Source organism: Tardiphaga sp. 839_C3_N1_4 (assembly GCF_051811045.1).
Lineage (GTDB): Bacteria > Pseudomonadota > Alphaproteobacteria > Rhizobiales > Xanthobacteraceae > Tardiphaga.
Genome location: NZ_JBPWQD010000001.1, coordinates 190,803 through 217,453 on the forward strand (window position 1 = coordinate 190,803; position 26,651 = coordinate 217,453).

General features: G+C 58.8%; 40 protein-coding genes and 1 pseudogene. 22 read left to right on the top strand and 19 right to left on the bottom strand.

Translation table 11 applies throughout. The features are described from left to right. Positions 1-173: 173 nt before the first annotated feature. The 8 genes from AB8A38_RS01100 to AB8A38_RS01135 all read right to left on the bottom strand — a co-directional run bounded on the left by AB8A38_RS01100 (position 174) and on the right by AB8A38_RS01135 (position 4,945). Positions 174-608 carry a hypothetical protein gene (locus AB8A38_RS01100; protein ID WP_439084627.1) on the bottom strand — a complete coding sequence of 145 codons (435 nt, stop codon included), beginning with the start codon at positions 606-608 and terminating at the stop codon, positions 174-176. Further along, the gene (locus AB8A38_RS01105) at positions 605-820 is read right to left on the bottom strand and encodes a hypothetical protein (RefSeq protein ID WP_439084628.1); all 216 of its coding nucleotides are present in this window, start codon (positions 818-820) and stop codon (positions 605-607) included. Before AB8A38_RS01105 ends, AB8A38_RS01100 begins: the two co-directional genes overlap by 4 nt. Before the next feature lie 46 nt (positions 821-866). Beyond that, positions 867-1,139 (bottom strand): hypothetical protein, encoded by a 273-nt coding sequence (locus AB8A38_RS01110; protein WP_439084629.1) that lies wholly within the window; start codon positions 1,137-1,139, stop codon positions 867-869. A gap of 736 nt (positions 1,140-1,875) precedes the next feature. Next, entirely contained in the window at positions 1,876-3,117 is a 1,242-nt protein-coding gene (locus AB8A38_RS01115) for a hypothetical protein (protein WP_439084630.1), read from the bottom strand. Then, positions 3,117-4,040 (bottom strand): PD-(D/E)XK nuclease-like domain-containing protein, encoded by a 924-nt coding sequence (locus AB8A38_RS01120; RefSeq protein ID WP_439084631.1) that lies wholly within the window; start codon positions 4,038-4,040, stop codon positions 3,117-3,119. Before AB8A38_RS01120 ends, AB8A38_RS01115 begins: the two co-directional genes overlap by 1 nt. After that, the gene (locus AB8A38_RS01125) at positions 4,037-4,303 is read right to left on the bottom strand and encodes a hypothetical protein (protein ID WP_439084632.1); all 267 of its coding nucleotides are present in this window, start codon (positions 4,301-4,303) and stop codon (positions 4,037-4,039) included. The genes AB8A38_RS01120 and AB8A38_RS01125 overlap by 4 nt, the downstream gene beginning before the upstream one ends. Before the next feature lie 103 nt (positions 4,304-4,406). Then, positions 4,407-4,625 (bottom strand): hypothetical protein, encoded by a 219-nt coding sequence (locus AB8A38_RS01130; RefSeq protein ID WP_439084633.1) that lies wholly within the window; start codon positions 4,623-4,625, stop codon positions 4,407-4,409. Further along, positions 4,625-4,945: a hypothetical protein gene (locus tag AB8A38_RS01135; RefSeq protein ID WP_439084634.1), complete on the bottom strand. Its 321-nt coding sequence runs from the start codon at positions 4,943-4,945 to the stop codon at positions 4,625-4,627. Before AB8A38_RS01135 ends, AB8A38_RS01130 begins: the two co-directional genes overlap by 1 nt. Positions 4,946-5,748: 803 nt before the next feature. On the opposite strand from AB8A38_RS01135, the gene AB8A38_RS01140 reads away from it, so the two are divergent. Next, positions 5,749-6,510 carry a BRO-N domain-containing protein gene (locus AB8A38_RS01140; protein WP_439084635.1) on the top strand — a complete coding sequence of 254 codons (762 nt, stop codon included), beginning with the start codon at positions 5,749-5,751 and terminating at the stop codon, positions 6,508-6,510. 43 nt (positions 6,511-6,553) lie between these two features. On the opposite strand, the gene AB8A38_RS01145 is transcribed toward AB8A38_RS01140, so the two are convergent. The 3 genes from AB8A38_RS01145 to AB8A38_RS01155 are packed head-to-tail and all read right to left on the bottom strand — an operon-like array spanning position 6,554 to position 8,259. Next, positions 6,554-7,213 carry a DUF4145 domain-containing protein gene (locus AB8A38_RS01145; protein WP_439084636.1) on the bottom strand — a complete coding sequence of 220 codons (660 nt, stop codon included), beginning with the start codon at positions 7,211-7,213 and terminating at the stop codon, positions 6,554-6,556. A 33-nt stretch (positions 7,214-7,246) separates the two neighbouring features. After that, positions 7,247-7,636 (bottom strand): hypothetical protein, encoded by a 390-nt coding sequence (locus AB8A38_RS01150; protein ID WP_439084637.1) that lies wholly within the window; start codon positions 7,634-7,636, stop codon positions 7,247-7,249. Then, positions 7,633-8,259, bottom strand: a complete 627-nt coding sequence (locus tag AB8A38_RS01155) for a phage repressor protein (RefSeq protein ID WP_439084638.1) — start codon at positions 8,257-8,259, stop codon at positions 7,633-7,635. Before AB8A38_RS01155 ends, AB8A38_RS01150 begins: the two co-directional genes overlap by 4 nt. Positions 8,260-8,416: 157 nt before the next feature. On the opposite strand from AB8A38_RS01155, the gene AB8A38_RS01160 reads away from it, so the two are divergent. After that, positions 8,417-8,647, top strand: coding sequence for a helix-turn-helix domain-containing protein (locus AB8A38_RS01160; RefSeq protein ID WP_439084639.1), 231 nt, complete (start codon positions 8,417-8,419; stop codon positions 8,645-8,647). Between the two features lie 54 nt (positions 8,648-8,701). Here AB8A38_RS01160 and AB8A38_RS01165 read toward each other — a convergent pair whose 3' ends face one another. Next, entirely contained in the window at positions 8,702-8,983 is a 282-nt protein-coding gene (locus tag AB8A38_RS01165) for a hypothetical protein (protein WP_439084640.1), read from the bottom strand. A 79-nt stretch (positions 8,984-9,062) separates the two neighbouring features. Between AB8A38_RS01165 and AB8A38_RS01170 the strand changes: the two genes are divergently transcribed. The 6 genes from AB8A38_RS01170 (at position 9,063) to AB8A38_RS01195 (ending at position 12,446) form a co-directional block, all read left to right on the top strand. Next, the gene (locus AB8A38_RS01170; protein WP_439084641.1) at positions 9,063-9,527 is read left to right on the top strand and encodes a phage regulatory CII family protein; all 465 of its coding nucleotides are present in this window, start codon (positions 9,063-9,065) and stop codon (positions 9,525-9,527) included. Continuing rightward, positions 9,527-10,018: a GcrA family cell cycle regulator gene (locus tag AB8A38_RS01175; protein ID WP_439084642.1), complete on the top strand. Its 492-nt coding sequence runs from the start codon at positions 9,527-9,529 to the stop codon at positions 10,016-10,018. Before AB8A38_RS01170 ends, AB8A38_RS01175 begins: the two co-directional genes overlap by 1 nt. Beyond that, the gene (locus tag AB8A38_RS01180; protein ID WP_439084643.1) at positions 10,015-10,356 is read left to right on the top strand and encodes a hypothetical protein; all 342 of its coding nucleotides are present in this window, start codon (positions 10,015-10,017) and stop codon (positions 10,354-10,356) included. The genes AB8A38_RS01175 and AB8A38_RS01180 overlap by 4 nt, the downstream gene beginning before the upstream one ends. Positions 10,357-10,671: 315 nt before the next feature. Beyond that, positions 10,672-11,277, top strand: a complete 606-nt coding sequence (locus AB8A38_RS01185; RefSeq protein WP_439084644.1) for an MT-A70 family methyltransferase — start codon at positions 10,672-10,674, stop codon at positions 11,275-11,277. Positions 11,278-11,286: 9 nt separating this feature from the next. Further along, complete coding sequence (locus AB8A38_RS01190; protein ID WP_439084645.1) at positions 11,287-11,850, top strand: hypothetical protein; 564 nt, start codon at positions 11,287-11,289, stop codon at positions 11,848-11,850. Beyond that, positions 11,850-12,446: a hypothetical protein gene (locus AB8A38_RS01195; RefSeq protein ID WP_439084646.1), complete on the top strand. Its 597-nt coding sequence runs from the start codon at positions 11,850-11,852 to the stop codon at positions 12,444-12,446. The genes AB8A38_RS01190 and AB8A38_RS01195 overlap by 1 nt, the downstream gene beginning before the upstream one ends. A 2-nt stretch (positions 12,447-12,448) precedes the next feature. Here AB8A38_RS01195 and AB8A38_RS01200 read toward each other — a convergent pair whose 3' ends face one another. Next, a complete protein-coding gene (locus tag AB8A38_RS01200) occupies positions 12,449-13,168 on the bottom strand; it encodes a hypothetical protein (protein WP_439084647.1) in 720 nt (239 codons plus the stop codon). Between the two features lie 47 nt (positions 13,169-13,215). Here AB8A38_RS01200 and AB8A38_RS01205 point away from each other — a divergent pair, with 47 nt between their 5' ends. The 4 genes and pseudogenes from AB8A38_RS01205 to AB8A38_RS01220 all read left to right on the top strand — a co-directional run bounded on the left by AB8A38_RS01205 (position 13,216) and on the right by AB8A38_RS01220 (position 16,315). Continuing rightward, positions 13,216-14,280, top strand: coding sequence for a DUF7146 domain-containing protein (locus AB8A38_RS01205; protein ID WP_439084648.1), 1,065 nt, complete (start codon positions 13,216-13,218; stop codon positions 14,278-14,280). After that, entirely contained in the window at positions 14,277-14,792 is a 516-nt protein-coding gene (locus tag AB8A38_RS01210) for a hypothetical protein (protein ID WP_439084649.1), read from the top strand. The genes AB8A38_RS01205 and AB8A38_RS01210 overlap by 4 nt, the downstream gene beginning before the upstream one ends. 21 nt (positions 14,793-14,813) lie before the next feature. Continuing rightward, a pseudogene (locus tag AB8A38_RS01215) lies at positions 14,814-14,954 on the top strand (HNH endonuclease); the annotation flags it as partial. Beyond that, entirely contained in the window at positions 14,951-16,315 is a 1,365-nt protein-coding gene (locus AB8A38_RS01220) for a replicative DNA helicase (RefSeq protein WP_439084650.1), read from the top strand. The pseudogene AB8A38_RS01215 and the gene AB8A38_RS01220, both read left to right, overlap by 4 nt. Before the next feature lie 2 nt (positions 16,316-16,317). Here AB8A38_RS01220 and AB8A38_RS01225 read toward each other — a convergent pair whose 3' ends face one another. Then, positions 16,318-16,554: a hypothetical protein gene (locus AB8A38_RS01225; RefSeq protein WP_439084651.1), complete on the bottom strand. Its 237-nt coding sequence runs from the start codon at positions 16,552-16,554 to the stop codon at positions 16,318-16,320. Positions 16,555-16,625: 71 nt separating this feature from the next. Here AB8A38_RS01225 and AB8A38_RS01230 point away from each other — a divergent pair, with 71 nt between their 5' ends. The 3 genes from AB8A38_RS01230 to AB8A38_RS01240 are packed head-to-tail and all read left to right on the top strand — an operon-like array spanning position 16,626 to position 17,886. Next, complete coding sequence (locus AB8A38_RS01230) at positions 16,626-17,051, top strand: hypothetical protein (RefSeq protein WP_439084652.1); 426 nt, start codon at positions 16,626-16,628, stop codon at positions 17,049-17,051. Next, the gene (locus AB8A38_RS01235) at positions 17,048-17,704 is read left to right on the top strand and encodes a DUF6362 family protein (protein ID WP_439084653.1); all 657 of its coding nucleotides are present in this window, start codon (positions 17,048-17,050) and stop codon (positions 17,702-17,704) included. The genes AB8A38_RS01230 and AB8A38_RS01235 overlap by 4 nt, the downstream gene beginning before the upstream one ends. Next, on the top strand, positions 17,704-17,886 hold the full coding sequence (locus AB8A38_RS01240; RefSeq protein WP_439084654.1) for a hypothetical protein: 183 nt from the start codon (positions 17,704-17,706) through the stop codon (positions 17,884-17,886). The genes AB8A38_RS01235 and AB8A38_RS01240 overlap by 1 nt, the downstream gene beginning before the upstream one ends. Here AB8A38_RS01240 and AB8A38_RS01245 read toward each other — a convergent pair. The 3 genes from AB8A38_RS01245 to AB8A38_RS01255 form a co-directional block, all read right to left on the bottom strand. Continuing rightward, a complete protein-coding gene (locus AB8A38_RS01245; protein WP_439084655.1) occupies positions 17,883-18,323 on the bottom strand; it encodes a hypothetical protein in 441 nt (146 codons plus the stop codon). The genes AB8A38_RS01240 and AB8A38_RS01245 overlap by 4 nt on opposite strands. Before the next feature lie 408 nt (positions 18,324-18,731). After that, positions 18,732-19,040: a hypothetical protein gene (locus tag AB8A38_RS01250; protein ID WP_439084656.1), complete on the bottom strand. Its 309-nt coding sequence runs from the start codon at positions 19,038-19,040 to the stop codon at positions 18,732-18,734. Positions 19,041-19,042: 2 nt separating this feature from the next. Beyond that, on the bottom strand, positions 19,043-19,264 hold the full coding sequence (locus AB8A38_RS01255) for a hypothetical protein (RefSeq protein WP_439084657.1): 222 nt from the start codon (positions 19,262-19,264) through the stop codon (positions 19,043-19,045). Between the two features lie 32 nt (positions 19,265-19,296). On the opposite strand from AB8A38_RS01255, the gene AB8A38_RS01260 reads away from it, so the two are divergent. From AB8A38_RS01260 to AB8A38_RS01270, 3 genes are read left to right on the top strand one after another with little or no spacing between them, the layout of a single operon-like run. Then, positions 19,297-19,641 carry a hypothetical protein gene (locus AB8A38_RS01260; protein ID WP_439084658.1) on the top strand — a complete coding sequence of 115 codons (345 nt, stop codon included), beginning with the start codon at positions 19,297-19,299 and terminating at the stop codon, positions 19,639-19,641. After that, positions 19,550-21,109, top strand: coding sequence for a phage terminase large subunit (terL, locus tag AB8A38_RS01265; protein WP_439084659.1), 1,560 nt, complete (start codon positions 19,550-19,552; stop codon positions 21,107-21,109). The genes AB8A38_RS01260 and terL overlap by 92 nt, the downstream gene beginning before the upstream one ends. Further along, positions 21,110-22,645, top strand: coding sequence for a DUF4055 domain-containing protein (locus AB8A38_RS01270; RefSeq protein WP_439084660.1), 1,536 nt, complete (start codon positions 21,110-21,112; stop codon positions 22,643-22,645). It abuts the gene before it with no gap. Here the strand turns inward: AB8A38_RS01270 and AB8A38_RS01275 are convergent. Further along, positions 22,642-23,280 (bottom strand): hypothetical protein, encoded by a 639-nt coding sequence (locus tag AB8A38_RS01275; RefSeq protein ID WP_439084661.1) that lies wholly within the window; start codon positions 23,278-23,280, stop codon positions 22,642-22,644. The genes AB8A38_RS01270 and AB8A38_RS01275 overlap by 4 nt on opposite strands. A gap of 38 nt (positions 23,281-23,318) precedes the next feature. Further along, positions 23,319-23,915 (bottom strand): hypothetical protein, encoded by a 597-nt coding sequence (locus AB8A38_RS01280; RefSeq protein WP_439084662.1) that lies wholly within the window; start codon positions 23,913-23,915, stop codon positions 23,319-23,321. A 173-nt stretch (positions 23,916-24,088) separates the two neighbouring features. Between AB8A38_RS01280 and AB8A38_RS01285 the strand changes: the two genes are divergently transcribed. The 4 genes from AB8A38_RS01285 (at position 24,089) to AB8A38_RS01300 (ending at position 26,650) form a co-directional block, all read left to right on the top strand. Beyond that, positions 24,089-24,829 (top strand): DUF6651 domain-containing protein, encoded by a 741-nt coding sequence (locus AB8A38_RS01285; RefSeq protein WP_439084663.1) that lies wholly within the window; start codon positions 24,089-24,091, stop codon positions 24,827-24,829. Positions 24,830-24,935: 106 nt separating this feature from the next. Next, positions 24,936-25,862 (top strand): major capsid protein, encoded by a 927-nt coding sequence (locus AB8A38_RS01290; RefSeq protein WP_439084664.1) that lies wholly within the window; start codon positions 24,936-24,938, stop codon positions 25,860-25,862. Positions 25,863-25,877: 15 nt separating this feature from the next. Next, on the top strand, positions 25,878-26,267 hold the full coding sequence (locus AB8A38_RS01295) for a hypothetical protein (RefSeq protein ID WP_439084665.1): 390 nt from the start codon (positions 25,878-25,880) through the stop codon (positions 26,265-26,267). An 11-nt stretch (positions 26,268-26,278) separates the two neighbouring features. Continuing rightward, positions 26,279-26,650: a hypothetical protein gene (locus tag AB8A38_RS01300; protein ID WP_439084666.1), complete on the top strand. Its 372-nt coding sequence runs from the start codon at positions 26,279-26,281 to the stop codon at positions 26,648-26,650. Position 26,651 lies beyond the last annotated feature (1 nt).

The window sequence follows — 26,651 nt, forward strand, 5'->3', positions numbered from 1 at the left end:
GGACGGCGCGGCCGGCGTCAGTCGCGATGGCGCGGATGCTGCCGAAACCAGCATCACGGACTTCGATAAGGCTAAGGTCGTGCAATCTGATCATTGGTTTGTAGCGATCGACGCAAGTGGTGCCGTTTGTGCAGGCGGCGTCACGTAGAAAGTCGATCTGAGGCTTTGTCAGCTTAGCCACGGGCGCCTCCCAATTGGTCATGGGAGCACACGGAAATAGTCTCCGAAGCCTCAGCGTTCATCGAAAGTAGACTGGCTTCTTCAACTGTGAGGCTGATCGTCGTTTGATTGACGCCATCGTCAGACAGAATGCAAAACCACTGTTTGTCGTCTGACCACCAAAACTTAATCTTCTGGAAGCCGGCAGAGGCGCGCTGTTGGTCGGCTAGGATGGCTTGCGTGCGCTTCCATCCTTCATCCTGAAGGCGTGCCAGATCGTTCACGTAGGATGCGATCCGCTCCGCAGTTTCGTAGACTTCCTGGCTCTCGCAGCCACTGGTCTGCGCATAGCGTTCCGGGCTCACCCCGTCAGCGTGGTTCGCGGCGTCGCAGTGGTCTTTCCCACACGAGCATAACAGGTGGGCGATGTCTTCCCATGCCAAGTTCATTTGACTTCTCCAGTGCTTGTTTGGTCATGGGAAGCCAGCGCCACATCTTCGCGCTCAGAAATCTGATCGATCAGGTCATCGATAGCGGCCTGTTTAGTGGCGCCATGGCCAATGAGACATCCTTCACCGTCATATGTATCGTCATCCACGGCCGACCAATCAAAGCTACGAACCGGTATGGGCGGATATTCGAAGGTGGTACGGATATTCATTATCTTGCCCCTGGTGTTACGTTTCTGACGGTAGAACTCGGATGCGTCAGGCAGTCGGACGCTTCTTGAGATACGTCGCAGACAGGGCATCAATGCCCTCAAGCACTGACTTGATCTCGCGCTGACTGATCTTCCCGTAGTTCTGGCCGGTCGGGGCCGCATGCTGGATCAGCAGATACAAGGCTTTGTCGTTGAGACGGCCTGATCGAAGCTTCTTGATACCTTCAGAGATCGCAACAATGGCATTTGCCATGACCTCAGTCGGTATTTCGTTTGGTCCGGTCTGCTTCACGATTACCTTTTTCATCACCTGTCCCATCGTCATTCCCCTAAATGTTTTTAGCTATTGATCGTTTGAGTTGGCCTGGCCGTCGTGCTGCGCGACCGGTGATGCACTCAAGTACCGCCTTGGTATTTGAATCCCACAACGGATCGTTAAGGGGCTCGTCGCATCCTCGCTTTGAGGGAGGCGTCTCGATGCACAGTCCCGAACTTGTTGACATCGGTGTGCGCTTGCTGGGCGCGGGGATAATTGTCGGCCTTGTCGTGATGGCTTTTGAGACCAGACTGCAAATTCACTTCTCGCGTAAGAGACGCCGTCAACTGAGTTTGCGATCAGAGGTGCGGTCACAGCGATTCCTCCGAGACGGAATGTCTAACGACAGGTCGGCTTGCTGAATTCTGGGGCGGTAGCTTTGAGAATCCACGTGAGGCTATTTTTTGTTTACGTGGAGTGAGCCCGAACGACTTCTTCAGAACTCGATCAGCTTTCTGCATGCGCGGATTGTCTTCGGTGCGCGTTTTATTGCTGGAGCAAGACGAACGGCACCAAACTCCGCAGTTCTCTAGGATAGGTTCGCCTCCGAGGCCGTCCGCGACGATGTGTTCGTATTCGATGTTGCCGGATCGGAGTTCGATCCCGCAGCTTTCGCACTGAGGGACGCCGGGAATGTTGGCAACGCCTTCCACGAGACACTGCTTGCAGGAGCGGGCGAACGCAGCCTTGCGTACAGGCAGAGGAAATTCGCGACGCTCGTGGCCTCGGGGACTAGCCATCAGGAAATCTCCCGAATGGCAGCGTCGCAATCGTCCTTGCTGATCTCGCAGCGCAGACGGCGCTCGGTGAGGCGATAGACCGCCTTCATCCATTCTTGCTCTGAGGCGTTTGCCTTGCCGCCGATCAGTTGGAGCGCTTCGTTGTGGCGAGTCTGCAGGGACCTCGGGCGATCATTCACGCGCGCCATCGCCTTCAGGTAGGTTTCCTGCCAGTCAGGGGCGAGCGTCGATGGCTCGTCCGTGGGCTGCAGGACGTCGTGCCCGCCTGAGACGACGTCCTGCGCCGCGACATTGCCGGACACGATACTATCCACCGGCAATTCTGATTGGGTGCCCGCGGCATCAATGGGGGCATCAGCCGCGGGCGTATCCGTCTGACCTTGGGGGGCGTCAGACGAAAGGGATTCCGCGGCGGGCATTTCACCCGCCTGGTCGTCTTGAGCCGCCACGACTGGCGTTGTCACGGTATCCACAACTTGGGATTTGGATTCCTGCTCACGTAGATCGGTTTGAGTGCTGGCGCCTCCTGTCGCTGGATGATCCTCGACTACGCCGCCGCGGGACTCGCGCTCGACGTGAGAAGCATTGAAGCCGCGGCCCCTGTTGCCCTTGAGCCGGTCGCCCACGTTGGGGCGGTCGCCAACTGGCTTGGCGTTGTCGGGGCCGACGTGGTCGCGCAGCTCTTCCTGGCTGTAGACGCCGAGGAGAACGTCGGGAAAGTACGCGCGGCAGAAGTCCCGGCTCGTGTTGTAATAGAGCTGCAGGTCCGGCTTGGTCTTCCAGAGCGGCGAGTTCTTAGGCTGAATCTTGGAGAAAGGCGGAGAGATATACTCCAAGGTCTCGCCGGTCTCCCGCAGCGTCGCCGAAACGATGCAGCGCCGGTCTTCACCTTCGCCGTCAAACTTGTGCTTAAGGCGCCCGATGATCGGCGCGCGTTGCTCGATGACAGCGTGCACAAGCTGGCTCTCATAGCCGATACGGTCGTTCACGACATAGGACTTGTTCGCCACAGCGAAGGGCGAGAAGCGCCATTCCAGCGCCTGCACGCAAACGGCAAGGCACATGCCTGGATTGCCGCGCAGATGCTTCGGCACCGCCGTGTCGGCGATCGCCATGCACTTGGCGAATTCCATGACTTCGACCATGTTCTGGAAGCGCAGGCCGCCAAGGGCGTCCGAAACCTCCAGCGCGCCGACGGCGACGCGGTCGATACGGTCTTCAATGCGAGCGATATCGGCCATTACTGTGCCTCTGCCATTTCAAGTTGGTGATCGATTTTGTTCTGGGCCCATGCGGGCAGGGCGAGGTATTCGGCGTCCGTGGCACCTGGGCCCGGCCAGTCGCCTGTCTCGAGGCACTTCGCGAATGTCTTGATCGCCTGGAAGTTTTGGCGCTCGCCGCGGGCGAGATCGTCGTCCTTCAGCGTGACGATGCGGGTACAGTAGGGCGGCGTCTTCTCGACGAACACGAACGAGAAGCTTTCGATGTCGCGGGCGGTCAGGGCGTGCCATCCGCCAGCAATAAGCGCGGCCTGCTGGTGATACCCATGCTCGGCAATTGCCCGCGCGAGATCGAGGCTCTGGACGCTGGTGGTAGTCTTGAGGTCGGCAAAGTCGCCGGCGTCGTTCGGAATGGCGTCAGGGCGCACCTTGAGCCATACGCCGGTGTCGTTGCAGCGCCAGACGATGGTGTGCTCGATCAGGCCGTTGAGAATGCCGGCGTCGATCAAGGGATGCCTAACCAGCGACCGGGCAATGCCCCTGATCGTTTCAATCTGTGCCGGAAGCAGTACCGTCCGACCTTCCTTGCGTTGTTTCTTCAGCCACTCGATACAGGTCTTGTTGTTGCCATTCCAAGCGCGACCGTCCGGCGCCTCGGTCGGCCGTTCGATGTAGTGCGTGTTGAAGTCGTCTTCACCGAGCAGCAGGTGATGCGCTGCGCGGCCGAAAACTAGGGCTTCGGTTTCCTTCTGCTCGACGCGATCGGGATTGTACGGGCTCTCGCACCAATAATGCGCAGGCGAGTCGTTCGAAATCTTGCGCAGGCCAGACGACGAGATCGACGGCGCGTCACACAAGTCAGCGCCGTGATAGACGTCGATCGGGACGCCCGAGTAAATGCCGGGCTGGCTGATGGGCTTGCCGTTCCAGGGAATGATTTTCATACGCGTGGCTTCCGATTGATGTGCTCGAGGGTGACGCGGACGAGCAGGTCGCTCATGATCTTGATCTGACCAGCGATCTTGCTGCAGTCCTCAGCGGCGAGCTTCTGAGTGACGGCGCTGCGATTGCGAGAGCCTTCACGCAGGTTGCGGACCTTGACGGTCAGGACGTTGAGTCCGAGCGCGATTTCCTCGACGGCAAAGCTGGTGCCGTGAAAGAAATTGGGTTCTGCCTCCGTCTTCGGAATTGGCTGGTGCTTGTTCATTGAAGCACCGCCAGGATTGCATTGCCGTTCAGGATGACCGCGGCGCCGAGGATGATGGCTACGACGACCAGCAACTCAGCAACCAGCGCTGTGGAGAAGGGCGTCATTGCTGCGCTCCCATCTCGACGGCTGTAACGGCAAGCTTGCGCTGCAGGTCAGCATCGTGGTCACCGATGCGGACAACCTTGCAGGCGGCCTCGGCGGCGGCGACGGACGCGAACAGGGTGACGAGCAGCTCGGCCTCAGAGCCGGAGAGGCTGAACTCGCCGTTGCCGGTGGCGCGCACGAGCGCAACGATGTCGGATGCGGTGTGCTGGGCCATCACGCGGCCCGCCGAAACGAATCTGCCGCCTGCTTCGAGACGAACATCTCAACGAAAACGTACTGCCAGTCGGTGAGGGGCTCGGCTTCGTTGGCCCAGACGTTCATCACGTCGCGGGCGATATCGCTGGTCACGTCGCGACTGGTGCCTTCAACGACATTGCACTCGATCACCTGCACCAGATCCTCGATCTGGCCGGCGGCGATGTCCTTGACGGTCGACGCGCGGTCGAGGTCCGAAACGCTGCGCTCCTGAACGACGTCGCCGGAATTGGCGGCAACCGTGCAGAGGTAAATCATTCGGTCGGCGATGGCGGGCATTGGCGGGCTCCGTGACTGATGAAGCCAATGTATCCATAATGGAAACTAACCGTCAAGATTAAAGTTGCCAAAACGGAAACTAAATTCTAAGCAAGCATCGTCGCCGTCGTGGCCGGGCCTGGAATCAGGCGGGGCTCACCAGATCAGGGCGACGGGCGCGGGGTCGAAAGTCCGAAGGTGCCGATCTGGAGAACTAGCGGAATGTCCGGGACCGTAAGGCCGGGCGGCAGCTCTACACCCGGCTCATCTCAAGGGTTTGAGCGCCTAGTCTCCTGAACCTCCTTGGATTATTTCCAAGGGGGTTTGGGGGTCTATGGCAGATACCCCGGTCTAAACTCAGGGTTTGAACGACAAGGTTTAAGATGAGAATCAATAACTTAACAGCACGTCTATTGGTGAATGATAGACCGGCTAATGTGGGCAGGCGCAAGGTTGCGTGAAATTGTACGTCAACGGCTGCGGAAGGTGCCTTTCGGTCTCTCGCTCGGATGCCGTGAGCTAGTCATGCGCGGGAGCGCCTTAACTCCGAACGGTAGGCAATAACTGCCGACCGCAAATCAGTCGGCCTGCAAGAAAATATTAAGATCAGGTTGATAAGTTCGGTGCATATTTTACCAATTCGGAACTTTCGTGGTATTTATTCAGGTTCCGAAACGCCGAAGAGCGAATCGCTACGAACGATCCGCTCTTCAAATTTGAAACCAGTCCACGGCGAGTGAACCGACCCCCAAACAAGGCGGTTTTACTACTGCTGGACAAAAAGTCCAGTCGCCGTGGTCGCATCTCACAGGATACGCGACCGAATGCAGTATGAACTCCAAATCTTCCAATACGAATCCGAGTTTCAGTTCCGCACCATGGATATTAATGGCGAGAACTGGTTTGTCCTCGCCGATGCTTGTCGAGCCTTGGACATAAAGAACGCTTCTGACGCAGCGAAGCGTCTGGATGAAGACGAGAAGGGTATAGCTCCGGCCGATACCCTTCGTGGCACCCAGAGCATGCTCATCATCAATGAGTCTGGCTTATTCTCTCTGATACTTCGATCCGATAAACCGCAGGCAAAACGGTTCAAAAAATGGGTGACATCAGAGGTTTTGCCGTCGATCCGCCGAACCGGATCTTACATCGGTACGAGCGTCCCTGCCTTCATCAATCGGTTCAACCAGAATTGGGATCGCGTTGAAGTCGGGTACTTTTCCGTGCTGTCAGAGCTCGCGATCCGTATATGGGGTCGTTTTGAGCAGGTCGGGTACAGGATGAAGGAGAGCACAGCTGCCGGGGTTGAGCTTCGACCGGATATCAGTGTCGGCATGCGGTTTGCTGAGTGGCTGCGGAAAAATCATCCGAAAGAGGCCTCTCGGTTCAAGGAGTATTCGCACTGGACGCCGGCAGGCGAGTTCCCCGCTCGCCAGTACGAAAATAAGCTGTGGCCGCTCTTCATCCAGTTCGTTGATACAGTCTGGCTGGCAGAGGCGGCGCCTCGATACTTTAAAACGCGAGATCCTAGCGCACTCGAATACTTGCCGAAGTTGCTACCGGCGCCAATGAAAAAAGCGTCCTGATGCGATAGAGAAAGCCCGCCCCAATCGGCGGGCTTTTTAATCCTCATCCGTGGTCACCAAGGAACCGTTCTATATAATCGATCATCTCACCAACATCTTTCGCGGTGAACTTTTCTGGATGCCCATGCGCAGCATTATTGCGCACGTCAGCGATCGAAGTGATGCGCTTCTGCACAAAAAGGCTGTATACGCCCGCTTTGGCCAAGTCCGAGTTCATCTTATCGAGCTTGCCAAGCGGCAGTTCTAGCTTTGCACAAAGGTCGCGAAGCTTGGACTCCAAGACGACGCCTGCAACCACTGCGGCGGGAGCGTAGTATCCCGACCTGAGAAGCTCTTGTGCTTGGTCAAGTTCATCACTGAATAGCTCTGCCTGGACGAGAGATCTAACTGCGTCCAAATAGCCGCCATCGTAATCCTCCTGGGCGGCGAGTAAAATGGCCTTAAGCTGCTGCAGTTCACTCCAGCTGTCGCGCCACGCGCGGTCCTTTTCTGTTTCAAGGAACTGTCGGTAGTGCTCGGAGCTGATGCCGCAGGCTGTTGCTAACAGGCTCTTGCACTTTACTTCCCAGCCGAGCAATGCGTTGCTGTCCACGCGTTCCGACCGGCCAGAGTGTTCGGAATGGTGTGTGGCGCGTGTCGCTTCAATCGCTTTCGCCTGATCAAGCAGTTCGGCAAATCGCGTCGATAGTTTCTTTACAGCCATCAACGCGTCTCCATGGTCTCTGGGACCATGTCCTCAGTTTTCATCAGGGACGGCCTCGACGAACTTCTTCCAGCTCTTGAACGTGTGATTGCCGTCGCCAAACTCCGCGAGAATCTTACCGTCTTCAAACTTTGCATACCGAATGCCGCGGTATTCAAAGTTCAACCCATCTTCGGCCGGCTTGGCGACGACATAGACGGGCATCCCGTGACCGACCAACCGAAGTGGGGTTTCTGCCATCAGCACCGCAAGGCCAAAAAAGATCACGCCGGCCATCCACATTAACGTGACGTAGATCGCCGTTAGAATCGGTGCACCGAGGCCAGCAAAAATTGCGATGCCCAGGCCAATGAAACCCCAAAGGCAGAAGAACACAACGCCCAGGCGGCGGAGAGAACTTGCGTTTGGCTCAAAAACGGTCACGACCGAGGTCTCATGCCGATAACCTTGGCAGCCCATTCGATCACGACGTTCTCAATAGGTGGTTCGTCCGAATTTGATAGCAGGGTGAAGGAGCCATCACCCTCGCGTCGAATTGTTTTCAGGAGAATACGGTCATCCGCCAAGCCCACAACGCACGGCTGATTGAACATATCCTCTGTGATCGGCGACCTGACATCGTCATAAAAGACGAGCCACCCGTCCATCCGCGGGCCCCAGCTTTTGCCCTTAACGACAACGGCGATGGTCCGGTCAGATGCGCCAGCAGGAGGCTCCACAGTCTCAAAATCCTCATCCGCATATTTGTAGAAATGGGTTTCTGCGCCAGCTCCGACATAACCCTTGAGCTTGACGGTCCGAGGAGGAGGAGGACTGACAAGCGCCTCTGCAATGTCCTCTGATCGGAGGTCGTCCTGGTGCTCGTCGTCTGGGGGGCCGTACTTGTCCCAGAACATGATCCGTTCAGCCGGCATTCTCAGTGCTGGAGCAAATTTCTCGGCCCATTGGCGCGTCAGTTCCCTGGCGCTGGGGCCATCTGTCCGCTCGAGCTTGCTGATTTGTCCCTTGGATACGCCGCTGGCCTTAACCAGGTCGTCCTGGCTCATTCGCCGGTATTCCCGTGCGTGGTACAGACCTGTGGGATTTTCTGGGGGACTTGCTCGACGTGCCATCCCCGTATTGTTTCCACAACGGAAGCCTTTTCTAGCTGCCAAAATGGAAACCAAACCTTGACAGTTTCCAATTTGGATACTATCAGAAGGTATGAAACTCGACGCATGGCTCTCCACGACCGGTACCCCCGACAACGAATTCGCCCGTCGCATCGGCGTCTCTCGCGTCACGTTGTTTCGGTTCAAAACGGGAAGGCGAGTCCCTGATCGCTCCACCATGGAGAAGATCAGCGCGGAAACGAGAGGCGACGTCGCGCCGAACGACTTCTTCGGGCTTGGCGCGACGTCGATTGCCCCAACGCCGGAGGCGATCGCATCATGATCGCGCTCCAGATACTCGCCGCTTGGACTATCACCTCATTCGCGCTTGCGCTGATCATTGGACCAATGCTTCGCCGGCGCGCAGACGAGCAGCTTGAGCCGTTAGCTCCCGAGCTCGATCAAAAGCCTCAGCCGGATAGATCGCCCATTCAGTTTCCAGTTGGCCCCGCGCTTTCGCGATCAACCGGTCTGACAGCCGCTGGAGCGTCTCGGCCATGACGTTCCTCGGCACGGCCTTGCAATCAATCAGCAGCGCCACGAGCGCCGCGAAGCTGTCTTCCGCAATCATCTGTCTGGTGCCGCCGATCATGGCGGTGCGCGCGTCTGCGTTCTGCATCTCGTCCTCACGCTACTGACTACCGCCTATAGAGCGCCCCGGCGCGTGCGCCGCAAAACAATCTGACGGGAGAACATTGATGACCGGCCGGCCATATACCCGCGCTGATTATCTCGCCATCAAGTCCGCAACGCGCCGCGCATGTGAAGATGCTGGTCCGCTGCATGAGATCGCCACCAATACGCGGTCGGATCCTGCGCAGCTTAGTCGCTACGGCAATCCAGAGCGCAACGAGTTCATTCCGCTCGACGTCGCTATGGATCTCGACGCGCTGTCCGGCGGCGATCGCATCCTTCGAGCTTGGGCTGAGCTCCGCGGCTACGACCTCGTGCGAGATGAGAAGGGCGTGGCAGTCGAAGATATGACCCGGCACATCGGTGCGGTCGGCGTCGAGTCCGGCGAGCTTATCTCGGAAATGTGCAACGCCATTGCCGACGCAAAGATCACACCGCGAGAAGCCGAAGCGATCGAACGCCGCGCAGAGGACGTGCTCGACAACGTCCGCCTCCTGCAGTCTGACATGCGCCGGGTGAGGGCAGTCTGATGGGCAAAACCAAGCTCAGCGCCGAAACCTGGACAGTCGACCGCATCGAAACGTTGCGTCGGATGCACAACGCGGGCAAGAGCGCCCGTGCCATTGCGGAGGAACTCGGCGGCTTCTTCACCCGCAGTTCGGTGAATAGCAAGCTGCATCGTTTGGGATTGATCCCCGGAAGCGGAGTTGCCTCCGAAGCAGCAAAGAGCGGCATCGTCGGAGCGACAGCCTACGGGATCATCCACCGCATCAAGGCAAAGCAGAACGGCACAGGCTTGCCCAACGCGCTGCTGAAGCTTCGGCCCGACGCCGATGTGCAGCCGCGGCATATAGGGTTCGACGAGTTGACCAAGTCGAGCTGCCGTTGGCCGTACGGCGACGGACCATTCACGTTCTGTGGCTGCGAGAAGATCCCGGCCGGCCCGTATTGCTACGCGCACGACGTCATGTCCAAGCCCGTGCCGCAACAGCAGGCCACAAAGCCGAGGCGCGCGGCATGATCGGCCTGACCGCAGTCCAGAAGAACGCCGTCACCTTCATGGTCCAGCACAACCAAGCGGCGGGCGTCTATCCCTCGTTCCAGGAATTGGCCGACCATCTTGGGCTTAAGTCCAAGAGCCGCGTTGCCGAGATCATGGACGGCCTCGAGGAACGCGGCGCGGTGCGCCGTATCCGCCGGCGCGCACGGGCTTACGAGGTTATTCCAGACGGGGAAGGGCGCGGCGTGCTCGTCGACGCCTCTCTCTGGTCGCCACTTGTCCGCTACGCAATTGCAGAAGGCTGCTCGCTAGAGACTGCCGTCAACCAATTCATCCGCGATGGATTGGAGTCGGCATGATTTCTCTAGGGAAAGTGCAGTCTGAGGGGACCGGCGTCCGACAATCTAGCAGCGATGTTCTCGCGCGCCATTCGAACTATTTCGGATGTGTTGTCTCTGAAGACCGTCTCGGCCTGATCGCGACTGGGCGAAGCGACTGTGACGGCGCAAGCAACGCGACCTTTCCCATCAGACATCTGAAAATAGAACGTGTAACCGGATTCCGAGTCCTGCTTTTGCATTGTGCTTCCCCAAGACGTGACGCCCCCGCGCCACAAGACAAGCCTGTAGGCGGTTTGCGGCGTCACTATGTCTCAAATTGGGTCGGGGGTGGGCATGGGTGAGAGCTCGGCGTTTCGCGGATTCCGTAATGACTATCGCGTCATCGCGGCCGACCCGCCGTGGCAGTTCAAGTCGAATAGCCAAGTGAAGCCCGGTCGCAATGCGATGCGGCACTACGACTGCATGACGCTGCCAAAGATCAATGCGCTTCCGGTGGCCGACATAGCAGCGCCTGACGCAATCCTATTCCTGTGGATCACGGGGCCGTTCATGGCGATCGGCGCCCATCTGCCTTTGATGAAGGCATGGGGGTTCAAGCCGTCGGGCATGGGCTTCGTCTGGATCAAACTCAATCCGAAGGCCGCATCGTTGTTTTTCCTGAAGGACGACCTCGCGATGGGAGGTGGATTCACAACCCGGAAGAACGCCGAGTTCTGCCTGATTGGAAAGCGTGGCCGCAGCGTGCGGCAGAACGCTGGCGTGCACGAGGTCATCATCGATCCGCGTCGACAGCATAGCCGCAAGCCGGATGAGTTCTTCGACCGCGTGAAGGCTTACTCCGATGGTCCATACCTCGAGATCTTTGGCCGGCAGTCGCGGCCAGGTTGGGACGTTTGGGGCAACGAGTCCACCAAGTTTGATCAACCAGCAGCAGCATAGGAGAGGCGCATGGGAAGGCCCAAGGGCAGTAAGAATAAACCGAAGGACGGCGAGACGCCGACCGTCGGCCACAACACCGCAGATTTAAGCGATGCCGAAAAGCAGGCGCTGCTCGTTCGCGGGATAGCCGATCTGGAAACGATGCTCGCCGACAAGGACGAGATCGTCGCAGAGATCCGCACGCATCGCAAACGCCTGATCTCTTACGGCTTCGATACATTCGAGATCGACTTCGCGCTGAGACTGCGCAAGTCCGAGGACGCCGAGGCAATCGAGCGCCGGCGCCGCGAGGCCGTCATTGCCCGCTGGCTAAACCATCCGATCGGCACCGAGCCCGAACTGCCGCTTGATCAGGTCGATCGCACGCCAGCCGTCGATGCCGCGTTCGTGGCCGGCAAGGTCGCCGGCGCAGAAGGCAAGTCCGCCAACTCGCCGCACGCGCTCGGCACCGAACAGAACGAACACTGGATGCGGGGCTGGCATGAGGCGCAGGCAAGCTTGGCGTCCGGCTTCAAAAAGCTGGAAACGGTCGAGACCGCGTCGGCCGCTGACGAAGAGCTCGAGGTCGCCTGATGCGTTTCGTGGGCCTCGACCAGGCACTCAGGAATTCCGGCGCCGCCGTTCTCGACGGTGATCGGTTCGTCTTGGCCGAGGCCTTCCACGCGCGCGCGCAAGGGCAGGGCGCCGCGTTCCGCGAATTCCGGAATTGGTGGTCCGGTTTCCTCGATCGGCATAATCCGGATTGGGTAGCGATTGAGGAGCCGCTGCGCTCGGACATGATGCGAACTGCCGTGGCGTATCGGCCAAACGATGCCTTTGGGCAGTCGGTTGTTAAGTCCAAGGTTCCACTGACCAACATGCAGACCTTGCTCGGACTCTATGGCGTGCGCGCGATCGCCATCGAGGTCTGTGAGGAAATGAAGATCGAATACGTCGAGATCAACAATCAGACGTGGCGAGGCGTGATCCACGGCAAGAAGCCGCCGAAGGGCACGGCCAACACCAGCGAATGGTGGAAGGCCCAGGCAATGATGCGCTGCAAGCAACTTAATTGGGCTGTGCCGTCAAAGGACGCGGCCGAAGCTGCCTGCATCGCTGAGTGGCTGCGGATTTCCATGAGCCCCGCCGGTCGGGCTCGGAACGCTGACTTGTTCTCGGGGGTGGCATGACGTCAAAGATTAGCATCCCGGTCGAAAACGTTAGCCAAATCCTTGTCGAAGGCGCGGATATAGCGAGCCAAATCAACCATTGTTTGGTGACGGTTTTCGATCAGGGATTCGCGTTGAGCCCCGGGAGGCGGATGCTGGAACATGTTGATGACGGTATTTATAGTTGCGGTAATCATGAGGTAGCCAGCCTTGTCGCCGATGTTAAGGTCGCGCCAAGCTTCGGCAACCGCGAAGTATTGAAGCGTCATACTAAGTTGAGGAATCGCTGCGTCCAGGAGCTTCATCTGCTCGGCGATCTTGAACGAATAACTGTAGTTTTCGGCAGCCGTGGAGCGAGGCCAAGAGAGCGCATCCACCATCCTCTTGTTGATGTGAGCCACAGTCGCGGCAGCATGAACTGTCTGGGACAGGACAATTGCTGCTGCGTATTTTGCTTCGGCTTGTCGAATATTGTTAGCGTCAGCCTTAAGCTCAAGCTCGCGGTCAAACCGCCATTTCTGTTCCTGAATGTCGGACTGAACCGCAAACCACGCTACAATCGCGGCTACCAGAGTCATCGCGCCGGCAACGACGTTCCCGGCAAAGCCGATCCAATCAGAGGATTTGATGGGGTCTCCACTTGCAATGGACACAGGGATCATCACGACAATCGTCGTGCCCAATGCAAGTGCCAGCGATACAAGCCAAGCAGGAGTGAGGCCGGGGAGATTCTTCGGTTCCATGCGATGAGCCTGCCCAAGCTGGGTTCCTTTGTCGAGGGGGCGTTTGCATGAGCCGACTCCCCGATTCCCGCTTCACTCAGTGGAGAGAACGCGCCGAGGCCGTCGGGCTTCTCGCCGCCGCCCAGAAGTTCGGCGCCAAGCTCAAGAAGCATGGAGCGGAATTTCAAGGTCCATGCCCATTCTGCAACGGCGTCGATCGGTTTGCGATCAACCTCGCCAAAGGCAAGTGGCATTGCCGCGGCCACGGGGGCGGGGCGTCTGTGGTCGCCATGGCTATGCACATAGGCGGCCTGTCGTTCAAGGACGCCATCGAAGTGCTTACTGGCGAGCCGCCACCGGATGGCGCTGCCAAACCTTTGACAGAGACCGAGAAGGCGGAGCTTAACCGACGTCGGCAGGAAAACGCCGATCATCAGCATCGACAGCAATTAATTGAGGCAGCCTACGAAGAGGAAACCCGAGAGGCCGCGTCGCGTATCTGGGAGGCTTCAAAACCGATCAGCGGCACACTCGCAGAGACCTATCTCCGTCTGTTCAACCTTCCGATGCCCCCTGCAGGCTGGCCGGACGTTCTTCGGTTTCATCCATCGCTTCCGTACCCTGGAAAGAGATCAATGCCGGCCCTAGTAGCAAGGGTAGACGATGTAGCCGGCCAACTGACCGGCGTATGGCGGGAGTACATCCGGAATGACGGTCGCAAGGCCGATGTTCCGAACCAGAAACTTGGCTTGGGTCCGGTTGCGGGGGGCGCAGTAAGGCTTGGAGGCCGCGCCGAGTACATCGGCGTAGCAGAGGGAGTGCGCACGGCGATGGGCGCTTGGGCGCTTTCTGGATTTGAGAAGCCTGTCTGGAGCTGCCTGAGCACATCAGGACTAATCGGCTTTGAGGCCCCGGTCGGAGTTGATCGCATCGTGATTTACCCCGATGCGGATCATCCGATGAAAAGACAGGGCAACAAGTTTATCGCTGCCGATCCGGCGGGCATAACTGCGGCCGGAGCAATGAAGCGGCGGCTGTGCTCAGAGGGTATTCGCACGGTCATTGCGGCGCTGCCGCCCGTTGGGAAAGACTATCTGGATCTATGGCAGGCTCAGGCGAGAGAGCAGGCATGACCGAAATCTTGAAACGATCGGCCGCTATTGGCCTTGGGGTGAAGCAGTACTTCACCGGCAAGCCTTGCCCCCAAGGCCATGTCAGCAACCGATATGTCAACGGTAAGGGATGCGTCTCGTGTGCGCAGGCGTCACGCTTGAAATGGGGTCGTGAAAACCCCGAAAAGGCAAGCGCCCAAAAACGCCGCCAATATCTAAAGAATAGAGACGCTCGCATTGAACAAGAGCGAGGCCGCCGGCAGAAGTGTGCCGCAGCAATTCGTGAAGCAAAACGGAAGCACTACCAAAAGAACAAGACTCAAATTCTGGCGGCTGTGCGGTCCTACGCTGCAAACAGCCGAGAGATGTTGCGCGAGAAAAACGCCTCATGGCGCAAGAGCAACAGGGAGCTTGTGGCGGCCTTAGACCGAAACAAGCGGGCCAGACGACGCGGAGCTGTCGGTGCGCATACTAAAGCCGACATCGAGGACATCGCGCTGATGCAGCGCAATCGATGTGCTTATTGTCGTTGAAACCTCAAGAGGACAAAGCGCCATGTCGACCATATCGCTCCTCTGATTAGGGGCGGCTCCAACGATCGCTCGAATCTCCAGATCCTTTGTGAGTTTTGCAATCTGTCTAAACACGCGCGAGACCCCGTCGACTTCGCTCAATCTCTGGGAATGCTTCTATGACGCCGGACGTAGTTGCTAACGAGCGGGCGTTCATTGGCGCGCTGCTGAGGTCCCCTGAATCCTACTGGGACGCAAAGAACTTCGTGCGCGCGGAGATGCTGTCGGTTCCCGAGCATCAAATCGTGTTCGACGCCGTCGGCGGATTGCTTGAGGCGGGCCGACGGGTCACGCGATCTACGCTTGAGGCGCGATTGCCCTCCGAGTATGGCGACGGCCTGCCGTTCATGCCGTTGGTCGCGGTGCTTAAGGAGAACGCCAGCGATGCCGGCCCGGCGTTGGACTATGCCGAACCCATCCGCGAGCACTTCGCTCGCGCCAAGATCAGGAAGGCGGCCGAGGCAGCGCTCAAGGACTGCAGGGACCTGAGCAAGCCGGCCGACGACATCCTGTCCAACCTCGAAGCCCATCTCATGGATGCGATGCAGGACAATACTGCGTCGACCATTAAGTCACTCGGGGAGGCGGCCAAGGCGTCGCTAGCACGCACCGCGGAGAACTACCGAATTAAGGGCGATGACGTTCAGGTCGGCATCCGGACGGGTATTGTGGAGCTCGACCGCCTTATGGGCCCGGTGATGGGTGGTGACCTCGTCACGATTGCGGCGCCGTCGGGGCACGGCAAGACCACGCTCGCCATGCAGATCATGCGGCACGCGTCGCGCGGACATCACGCCAAGCCATCGCTGATCATTAGCCAAGAGATGACGTCGGTCCAGATCGCCACCCGGACCCTCGCAGCATGGGCCGACATCTCAGTCCGCAAGCAGCGCGCCGGCGATATTGATGTGTTTCAGTACAACAGCCTGAAGGAAGCCGCGGCGAGCGCGGAAGAGGTGAAGCTCTATATCGACGACGCCGGACAGCAGCGGACATCGGCTATCTGCAGCAAGATCCGGTCATTTCACCGCCAACATGGCCTGGGCTGCGCCGCGATCGACCATATCCTCCTGGTCAAGCCCGAGAATCCACGTTGGACCAAAGTCGAGACGGTCGAATACGCGGCCATGGCCTTCAAGGAACTGGCCAAAGAGCTGGACATCCCAATCTTCCTGCTGGCGCAGCTCACCCGAGGGTCTCAGGACAAGGCGAATTCCTGGAAGTTCACAGATCAGGCGCTGTACGGCGGTGACGCCGTCAAACAGGCCAGCGACGTGATGCTCGGCGTTACGCTGCCCCGGAAATGGCTAAAGCAGCGCGAGCCAGACGAGGGCAGCCGCGATCACGATGAATGGGCAGGGAAGATGGAGCGCTGGCGGGATAAGGCCGAGATCGGCGCGCTTAAAATGCGCGATGACGACGATGGGCACTGGCTGTCCATGCCGTTCGACGGCGCCACTTACAGTTTTGGGACGCCGTCGTGAGTTTATTGTCCGATCAAGCGATGACGCGGTGCCAGTCTCAAGGCCGCCGCTGCCAACATCTGGTCCAGCCTTTCCCGTTGTTCGGCAGGAGGCTCATGTCGAAAAAAGCCGGCCGGCCGCCAGTTCCCGCCTTGCCAAAGTATCTGAATGCGCACGCCTTCGGGGATAACAGCGCCATGATGTTCCAAATCTCGCCTGACCAACAGCTCAATTTCGCGGGGCGTATATTCTCCTGCCATGGGTATCTCCGGTCAGTGACTACTACGGCCAAAAACCATCTCATTCATTTCCTGTTCCAGGGAGATCTGAGATGAACGCGGTCGTCCTCGCTGGGATCTGCGGAAGTATCGATCCCGCAGTTCGTATCATTGAGCCGCACGTCACCCGTACCCCGGGAACCACGAAGTGTGGCCGCGTGCTGGAACGGATATTGGACAAGCACGGCGAGGAACACGTCACCCTGTTGCTGCGGACCATCATGGAGTCCGAGAACAACAGGATGGCGCTGGTCGAACCAATCATCTGGGCAGTGTCCGACGTGATGTTGGCCAACCCACGCTGGCCGGACAAGGGCATGAAGTGGCTCGAGGTCTTCGACGCCATCGACCTGTGCGACGTCTGGGCACGCGCGAAGGAGGCTAATGGAGCGCCGCCGGAGCGTCACGGCATTGCCAGCAAGATCACCGAACTGCTCCAAGACCGCTTCGGCGAAGGCAAAGAGGAGAAGCTGCTATGAACTATGAGCCCGAGGTGATCCGCGCGCGCTTCGTCGAGGCGGCATATACGGAACGGTTTCTGTCCTCCGCCGTCGCGCCGACGTGCAAGGGGTACTGGCCCGAGTTCATTCACGACACAGCGGACAAGGAAGGGTGGGACGACGCTGCCCATCTCGACAATGCCGCCAAGCGAATGGGCAGGGCGTCCACGGGTGCCATATCCCGGCATCAGGAATGTCTCGACTGGACCCGCACAATTCTCAAGGACGAATTGCGGCGACACGTCCTGTGGTCATGGGCATTCTGCAAGGCGAACGGATGGGACTTCGGCGCTCGCTGTAATCGCAAAGGATGGGCGCGCCCGACCGCCTATCGCCGCCTAAGTGCGTCAATCGAGGCCATTTCATATCGACTTCATATGGAGAGCGTCTTCGTGCGCTTGCCGGATGATAAATGGCTGAGACACGAAACCTCAGATATGGCACCTATTTCAAGCACACTGGGGAATAGCGACAACGCTTCCCCAGCAATCCCAAACAAGCCATATCGAACCGAACCATCCCTCGATCTGATCCAGACGCAGGAAGATGCGGACCTATTCGCCGCCTGGCTGAAGAAGCGGAACGAGCGAGAAGCCCGCCGCCGCGCAAAGCTCGGAATGGACGAAGAGTGATGCGGACCAACTATCCCACGCGCGAGCTAGGTCGGCAGATCGATTACGAGGCGATGAAGCGGAGAGCGTTTGAAGATCAGGGCGTCGTCGTCGCCAATCTAGATGATCCGCGCCTCGATACTTTCGAGCGGCAGTTTCTTAGAAATATCGGGCGGAAGATATTTAAGGCGTCTCCAGACTAAACGCGGCTATGGACCTCGATCAGCCTGCCGACGGATCTGAGGAGTTCGTCGCAAGCGGCCGATATTTTATTTAAAGATGGGAAGTTTCCGGGCATTCGCTTCGGATATCGGAACATGTGAGAGGCGTGGTAGGGGCTCAGGGCGTCAATAATCCCCGATGCGCTGCCTGATAGGTTCAAGCCGTAGTCCGCAGACAACAGGCGCAGCGATCTAAGATCGTGTGAATGTTTCCACATCTTCAGCGGCTCGTGACGGCGATATTGCAAAAGGGTTTTCAGTCCGTTTTCGATTGAGAAGCCGAGTAGCGTGAATATCGGCGCCAGAGGTAGCGGCATTTCCCCCCAATCCTTCGCAATAAGGGCTTCCGCTGCTATCGAGAAAGCCACAGCGGTTGCGAGCGTGTCTGTATCGGAGAGGGGCTCATCAGGTTCAGTCAAGGGCGCACCGCATTAGCATTCTTATATCTCGCTTCCCAGGAGGGGGCACAAACCTTGCGACCAGATCAATCTAGATCGTGCGTCGTGATAGTCGGGACCCTATCTCCAGCACGCGCCTTGGCCCGTTCTAGTGCCAGCGGCGTGGGGGCGTTCTCCATCACCATCACGGACCCAGCAACTCGAAAGGTCCCGCAGGTCCCGCAGCTGTATTCGACAAAGTCGCCTGTGCTGGGGTTTGCCTCGCACTCCAGCGAGCATATCGGGCAGTTGTCGCGCATCGGAGACCGCCTTTGAGAACAATCAATCAAAATCAATCTTGCTTCGAACAAATGGCCGGAGGCGAAGTGCTATCTCCCGCGCGTCATTTTGGACCGCCGGCTTTGAAATCATGCCTGCGGCCATTGCACCTCAGCGACCGAATGTTCCAGCCTTGCCTCGAGGTTTATTCATGAGATCATGACGTGTTTCTTTCGACTTCCCACAAGCAACATCAGTACATTTCCAAACTTCGCGTTGCCCATGCATGTCAACGTGGTCCAGACGGAATGATGCGGCGCCGCAATAGGGGCAGGAATCCCCGGGGCGCTTCCCGCCAGTGAGTTGTTCCAAAGCGGCCACTTTTTCCTCAAGGGCTTTGATACGTTCTGGGGCAGTGCCAAGCTCCTTCCATAAGGGGATATCCGCCAGCATTTTCCGGAAATCTTCGAGGATGCCCATGTCTAGCCCTTCGGAACGCTGAATATAGCAATGCGTACTTTGCCCTTATTGATCGTGTCGATAAGGGTGCCTACAAAAACGCGCTTCGTGTCTGCGTTGACCAATCGATAAGGGCCGTTGAGCATCTTCTCGCCCCGCTTGGTCGGGTAGCCTTCGATAGTGACGCTGGACTTTCTTGCGACGACCGGGCCGCGCTTCCGCACCTTCTTTGCTGCTTTGGCCAACGTATGCTCTCCATGAAAAATAGATAAAGTAGATGGCGAAGGGTAATAAAACCGGTGGTAGGCGTAAAGGTACGCTGAACAAGGCCACACAGGAGATTACTACCCTGGCCCGGGCTCATGTGCCTGCTGCACTGCAAGAGTTGGGCAGGCTCGCCACGGAGGCTCAGAGCGAAACCGCCCGGGTCTCCGCCATCGGCATGATCCTCGACCGCGCATACGGCAAGCCATCTCAGGCCATTCAGCATTCCGGCTCCGTCGGCACATACGACCTCACCAAGGTAACGGATGAAGACCTCGACCGCCTTGAAGCCATCCTCGGGCCGATTGCCCTCGCTGGCAGAGATCAGGGCGGAGAAGGCGAGGCGGGAGGCGAATAGGGAGCGTGAACGAGTAGCGCGCGACGCTGAGGGCATCCGTGCCCGGTGTCAGACGCTCGCCGGTTTCGTCAAGGAAGCCTGGCACGTCCTCGAGCCCAATGCGAAGTACAGCCATAACTGGCACATCGATGCGATCTGTGACCACCTCGAGGCCGTGACCGACGGTCGGATCAACCGGCTTCTGATCAACGTCCCGCCAGGCAGCATGAAATCGCTGCTGGTGTCAGTGCTCTGGCAGGCATGGGAGTGGGGCCCGAAAGGACTTCGGTCGCTCCGGTATCTGACCACGGCGTTCAACGATACGCCGGTGAAGCGGGACACGCGCAAGACGCGCGACCTGATCCTCTCGGAATGGTATCAGTCGCTTTGGCCTGAGGTTTCGCTCATCCGCACCGGTGAGACGTCATTCGCCAACAACTCTACCGGTACCCGAGAGGGCGTCCCATTCGGCTCGCTGACATCTCAGCGCGGCGATCGCCTAATCATCGACGACCCGCACTCGGTAGAGACCGCAGAATCGGAAACCGAGCGCAACACCACGACCCGTAAGTTCCGAGAAGGCGCCATCAACCGCCTGAACGATCAGGAACGGTCGGCAATAGTTGTGATCATGCAGCGCCTGCATGAGGACGACGTCTCGGGCACCATCATCAAGCTGGGGATGGGGTACGTCCATCTAATGCTGCCGCTGGAATTTGAGCCAGCGAGAGCTTGCAATACAGTTATCGGGTTCAAGGACCCGCGGAAGAACGAGGGCGATCTGCTCGATCCGGTGCGCATGCCGCGCGCCACGGTCGACAAGCTGAAGCGAGACACCACTGCCTACGCTCTGGCCGGACAGTATCAACAGAGGCCCGCACCGCGCGAAGGTGGCATCTTCAAACGCCACTGGTTTGAATTCGTGCCTGCATCGCCCGCCGGCGCCCGCAAGTGCCGCGGATGGGACTTAGCAGCCAGCAAGGCCAAGGTTGGTTCATCCGCTTCAGGTCCGGCGTACACCGCCGGCGTCAGGCTGAGCGAACTCAATGGCGTCTATTTCATCGAGAACGCAGTGCGGGAGCGCGGTGGGCCGGCTGATGTGGATCGGTTGATCAAGTCGACTGCGCAGGCCGACGGCGCAGCGGTTCAAATCAGCATCCCGCAAGATCCGGGGCAGGCTGCCAAGGGCCAGGTGCTCGCGTTCGCCAAGCTGCTTACCGGCTTCAACGTCAGGTTCTCGACTGAGACGGGCGACAAGGAGTCCAGAGCGCTGCCAGTGTCGGCACAGGCCGAGGTCGGCAACGTCAATATCGTGAAGACAGGCGTCGCCAGCAAAGATGCGTGGATCGACCCGTTCTTGGAAGAAATCAGTCTGTTCCCGTCGGGGACATTTAAGGATCAAACGGACGCTCTCAGCCGCGCATTCGGCGAACTGTTGAAGCCAAAGGCTCCGGTCGCGCTCACAGGCTCTTACCAGGTATCTCGCTAAATGGCCGGCAACGTCGCAGCAAAGGACGATCCATCGACGCCGTCCCGCGACCATAAGGCTATGGCGGACGACTGGCGCATGATCCGTGATATCCTCGCGGGTGCTAAATGGATCAAAGAAGCGGGCATCCGCTATCTGCCGCGGTTTCAGAAGGAGTCGCAGACCGCCTATGATCTGCGGCGCGACAGCACGCCGTGGCGTCCCGAGTTCGTGGACGCGCTGCGGTCCCTCTGCTCGAAGCCGTTCTCGAAGGAGGTCGTTGTCAACCCTGACGCACCGGACGCGGTCCAAGGCAAGGCGGTCGACCAGAAGACGAAGAAACGGCAGGGCGGGTTCGTCGACGACGTGGATGGACAGGGCAATAGCCTGCATGTCTTTGCCCGTGACACCTTCGCCAATGGTGTGGCATTCGGGCTTGAGGCCATCTACGTGGCGTGGTCGGCCGATCAGCCGCTGCGCACTCGAGCGGAAGAGCAATTGGCCGGCGCGCGGCCGTACTGGATCCACATCCGGGCCGAGAATATCCTTGCGCTTTACTCGAAGCGTATAGGCGGCCGCACCGTCGTCTCGCACATCCGCATTCTTGAGTGCACCGTCGAGCAGGACGGCTTTGAAGAGATCGAGGTTCAACGCGTCCGTGTGTTGGAACTGAATGCAGCCAATCAGCCGGTGTGGCAGTTGTTCAAAGCCAATGCCGACGGAGGCTTCGTTGCCGAAACACAGCCGGCGCCATTGCTGGGCGTCAGTGATATTCCCGTCGCTCTGTTCTTCACGGGCGAGCGCTCTGGCAATTACCGCGTTCGCCCACCGCTGATCGACCTGGCGTGGATGCAGATCGAGCTCTATCGGGCCATGTCTCGCAAAGAGCAGATCTTGACGCTCGCAGGTTCGCCCATGCTCAAGGCCAAGGGCATGGTACCGCCGCAGCCATCGCAGGTCACGGACGCGTCGGGCCGCGTGATCGACGTCCCTGCACCGCAGATTGAAGTTGGACCCGGAACAGTCCTCTTCGCCCCGCCCGCGGCGGAAGGCGTGCAATCGGATTGGGATTACGTCCAACCTGCTGCCGCGAATATGAAAGAGGTCCGCGAAGACGTCGACGGCATAATGGAAGACTTCCGGCGGCTGGCGCTGCAGCCGACCACGCCGAAGTCCGGCAACATGGTGGCGACGGGGCAGGCGATCGATGCAGCCAAGTCGCATTCCGCGGTTGAAGTCTGGGCCAACGGTCTCGTCGACGCGCTGAACCAGGCGCTGATGTACACTTGTCAATGGCTCAAGATTGCCGACACGGTGACCGCGGTCGTTCACACTGATTTCGGGGTCGACATTCAGGGCGCCGATGAAGCCAAGATCATCGGCGATGCTCAGAAGCGCGGTGTCTTGTCCAAACAAACCGAGCGCGCAGAACTTGCACGGCGCGGAATCCTTGGTCCTGACTTTGATGAAGACGAGGAAGTAGTTCGCATTGCTGGTGATGAAGAGGGGCTAGATTTAGAAGAAATTTTCAACCCAGTGAACGGAGAAACGGCCTAGCCGTTCGGCGGCCCGACATTAAGTCGCGAGCAGGTTCCGCTTGGTCCCCAAAGCGCACCGTGAGCAAGTCCAGACTGATCCTGAAACGTCACAGCGGTGAGATAGTATCCGTCGGGACATCTGATTGCGAGGCCCGGAACGGTGCGCGCGTCCTGCGATGCCTGAAGTAAACTCGATCGGGTACTGTTGACTAATTTATCGAGAGCCCTGTACCGCTCGTCGCTTACACCGACCAACGATGTCTTAAATTTCTCGTCGGCGAGAAGCGATTGAGAAACACCTTCAAAGCTCTTCTTTAGAAAACCGTCAACTTCGATTTGCTGAGCCGTTACTTTATCTCGTACCGTCTGTATATCCTTCGCCACTTTCTTTGTTTCGTCCAGCAAAGTCTCGGCCTGTCCACGGGCAAGAGTTGTAGATGTTGTCGTCGCAACGATAGAGGACAATGCCTGCCCATAGGCAGTGGCGTAAGCGCCACCGCGAGCTCCTTCGTTAAGAAGAAAGCCGACTATTGCTGAGAATATCGAGAGGGCGATCGCTGAAGGAGTTACGATCTTTATCATGTAGGAACGAATTGCGGACTTTGCTTCCTCACTTAGTAGGTCCGGCTTTGTGTCAACAATCGGTTCCGGCACATTCGTATCCTTTGCATAATAAGCCTGCGCTAAAAAGATCAGCTGCCCTTCCCAGGGGGTTGGGTAGCCAGAGGCGCAAAGCGCTGCTGCATCTCTGGGCTCATTCGTTCTTGCATGGTTACTGCGTTGCAGTAGTCGGGATAGGGTCCGCGCACGGCAAAGCACTTCATCCAGTCCGGTCCTGCTGCGGTCCCGACTTTAGCTTTGTCCTTCTTAGCGTCCGCCGATTTGGAATCGTTTTGATTGCCGGCGCTCGCGGCACCCTTCGGCAGTTCTAGAATATTCTTGAACTTGATGGTGACTTGGTTTCCACGGGTTCCTGAAGCGACAATTTGATCAGAAAAGCTAGCAGTTATGGGCACAGGGACCACAGCGGCAGGTACAGATGCTCCCACCTGCAGTCCCGTGGTCTCGGTGGACTGTGAGGAAACGTTGAATGTGACCGTCGCCTCGGAAGGATAAAGTCCAATCTTTGGCTGATTAGGATATCGTCCTCGCGCTTCGTGCAGCGACTCTGTCACCTCCATCACGGCTTGGCGAAGTGTGATGGCATTGGGATTTGCTACTTCTGTCGGCGTCACACACCCGCCCAAGCTTACGCTCGCCGCAGCAAGCACCACGACCACCGACCTCATAGTACGCCCCCATACTGTGCGGACTGATGCTATTTGAGAATACAACCTAGAGTCTAGTGCGATTTTGCCCCTCTGCGAAAGCAGAACGGGCGCAAGGCGGCGGATGCCGCGTATCACCGGGCGGATGCCCAGAGGACCACATGAAACTCAAACTCGATGACGCCGGCCACGTAGTGGTCAGCGAAGGCAAGCCTGTGTACGTGCACGACGACGGCAAGGAAGTGACTTTTGACGCACCCGCGACCGTTGCCAAGATCGGCCAACTTAATGGCGAGGCCAAAGGCCATCGCGAGCGAGCTGAGGCAGCGGAGGGAAAGCTGAAGGCGTTCGAGGGTATCGAAGACGCCGAGGCAGCTCGCAAAGCGCTCGAGACAGTCAAAAATCTGAAGGACGGCGAGCTCGTCACGGCAGGCAAGGTCGAAGAGATTAAGGCCGCGGCAAAGAAGGCCGCCGAAGATCAGGTCGCCGCCGCCGCGAAGGCGAGTAACGAGAAGATCAAGGAACTCGAAACCAAGAGCACGACTCTTGAAACCGCACTCTTCACAGAGAAGGTTGGCGGCGCCTTCTCGCGATCCAAGTTCATTGCTGACAAGCTGGCGGTGCCCGGCGACATGGTCCAAGCCATGTTCGGCAATCGCTTCAAGGTCGAGAACGGCAAGATCATCGGCGTCGGTGCGGACAATCAGCCCATCTACTCTCGCTCCAAGGCCGGCGAGATTGCCGACTTCGACGAGGCGCTCGAAAGCATGGTCGACGGTTATCCGCAGCGGGACCACATCCTGAAGGGCACCGGTAACCAGGGGGACGGCGCTCGCCATCCCAACGGCGGAGGTGGCGGCAAGGATTTGTCAGGTCTCTCTCCTGCAGCCCGCATTACGGCCGCCCGTGCTTCGGGACAGGCCAAGCGGCAGTAACAACCGAGACTTCACGACGGCTGCAATTCGGATGATGCGCGGCGCTTGAGGCGGATGCCTCGATCTACCTCAACACCAATCACCCATCATCAAAGGAATCTGAATTATGGCTCTGACACTCGTCGAGGCCGCCAAGATCAATAGCGGCGACGTCGTGAAGTCGGCGGTCATCGAGATGTTCGCTCGCGAGAGCGATGTGCTCATGACGCTGCCCTTCGAAGGCATCCAGGGCAACGCCCTGAAGTACAACCGGGAAGCCTCTCTGCCTGGCGTCGCATTCCGCGGCGTGAACGAGAGCTTCTCCGAAAGCACCGGCGTGCTGAACCCGATCACGGAAGCGCTGACGATCTCGGGCGGCGATCTGGACGTGGATCGCTTCATCATCGCCACCCAGGGCGAGGGCGTTCGCGCCACGCACGAGCAGATGAAGGTCAAGGCTCTGGCCGCCGGCTGGACCGCGAAGTTCATTAAGGGTGACAGTGCGACCAACCCGCGCGAGTTCGATGGTCTGCAGAACCGGCTTACCGGAGCGCAGGTCATCTCGGCCGGTTCCACCGCCGGTGGTGCAGCGTTGTCTCTGGCTTCCCTGGACGAACTGATTGATGCCGTGGACAACCCCACGCATCTAATCATGTCCAAGGCCATGCGCCGGAAGATCACCGCGGCCGCTCGTACACCCGCGGTTTCGGGCTACGTCACCTATGACAAGGACGCCTTCGGGCGCCGCGTCGCGCAGTACAACGACCTGCCCATCCTGGTCGCTTACGGCGCAAATGGCGGTGACGAAATCCTGCCCTTCAACGAAGCGGCGGCATCTGGTGCGGCGACCGCATCCTCCATCTATTGCGTCTCCATGGGCGACGGTCGTCTGACCGGCATCCAGAACGGCGACATGGATGTTCGCGATCTGGGCGAGCTTCAGTCCGCTCCGGTCTTCCGCACCCGCGTCGAGTGGTTCTCGGGCATCGCGATGTATCACGGCCGCGCCGCCGCCCGCCTGAACAACGTCGGCAACCTCGCAATCGTGGCGTAAGGGGAGATCAGCACAATGACCATCCGAGACTCTTACACCTACGACAACCTGACGCTCCTGAAGGACGCTGGGGCCATCACGGCCGATGGCGCTGCGACGGTCGGCGGTCAGGCTCGTTTCCTCGACCTTGGCGACGCCATGACCGAGGGGCACTTTATCGTCGATACGTCGGCGATTGACCTCACTAGCGCGGATGAAACCTATCGAGTCATCCTGCAGGGTTCGAACACGACCAACTTCGCCGCGACCGTCGAGCTTGCCTCGCTGGTCGTCAGCGCGGCAGGTCGCGCGGCGGCTCCATTCCAGACCCGGATCGGTTCCACCAACTACCGGTATGTTCGCGCATATACTGACGTTGGCGGCACCACGCCGAGCCTGAACTTCACCGCCTTCCTCGGCAAGTAAGGAGAGACTCAATGCCCAAAATCACTCTCAAGAACGGCGAGACCGGCGAGCTCGAAAGCTTCGAGCCAGTGGATGCACGCGAGATCCTGGCCAATCCGGAATCGATCTATTCGGTGCCGGACGACACAGTCGCCGGCATCGGCGGCCCGAGTGTCGCAACAGAGCTCAAGGAGGGTGCAAGCGCTCCTCAGCTGCAGGGCGGCGATGCAGAGATGCAAACCGGTCTGTCGATCGACAAGTATGGCCGCGAAGCTGTCGTGAAGGCAGAAGTTGGCAACGCCGGCGATATTGCACGCGTAGACGGCGAGCACGTGCCGGCTCCGCGCCGTAAGGGCGGTCGGCCGAAGAAGGCCAAGCCCGCTGAACCGGCTCCCGCCGAGTAAC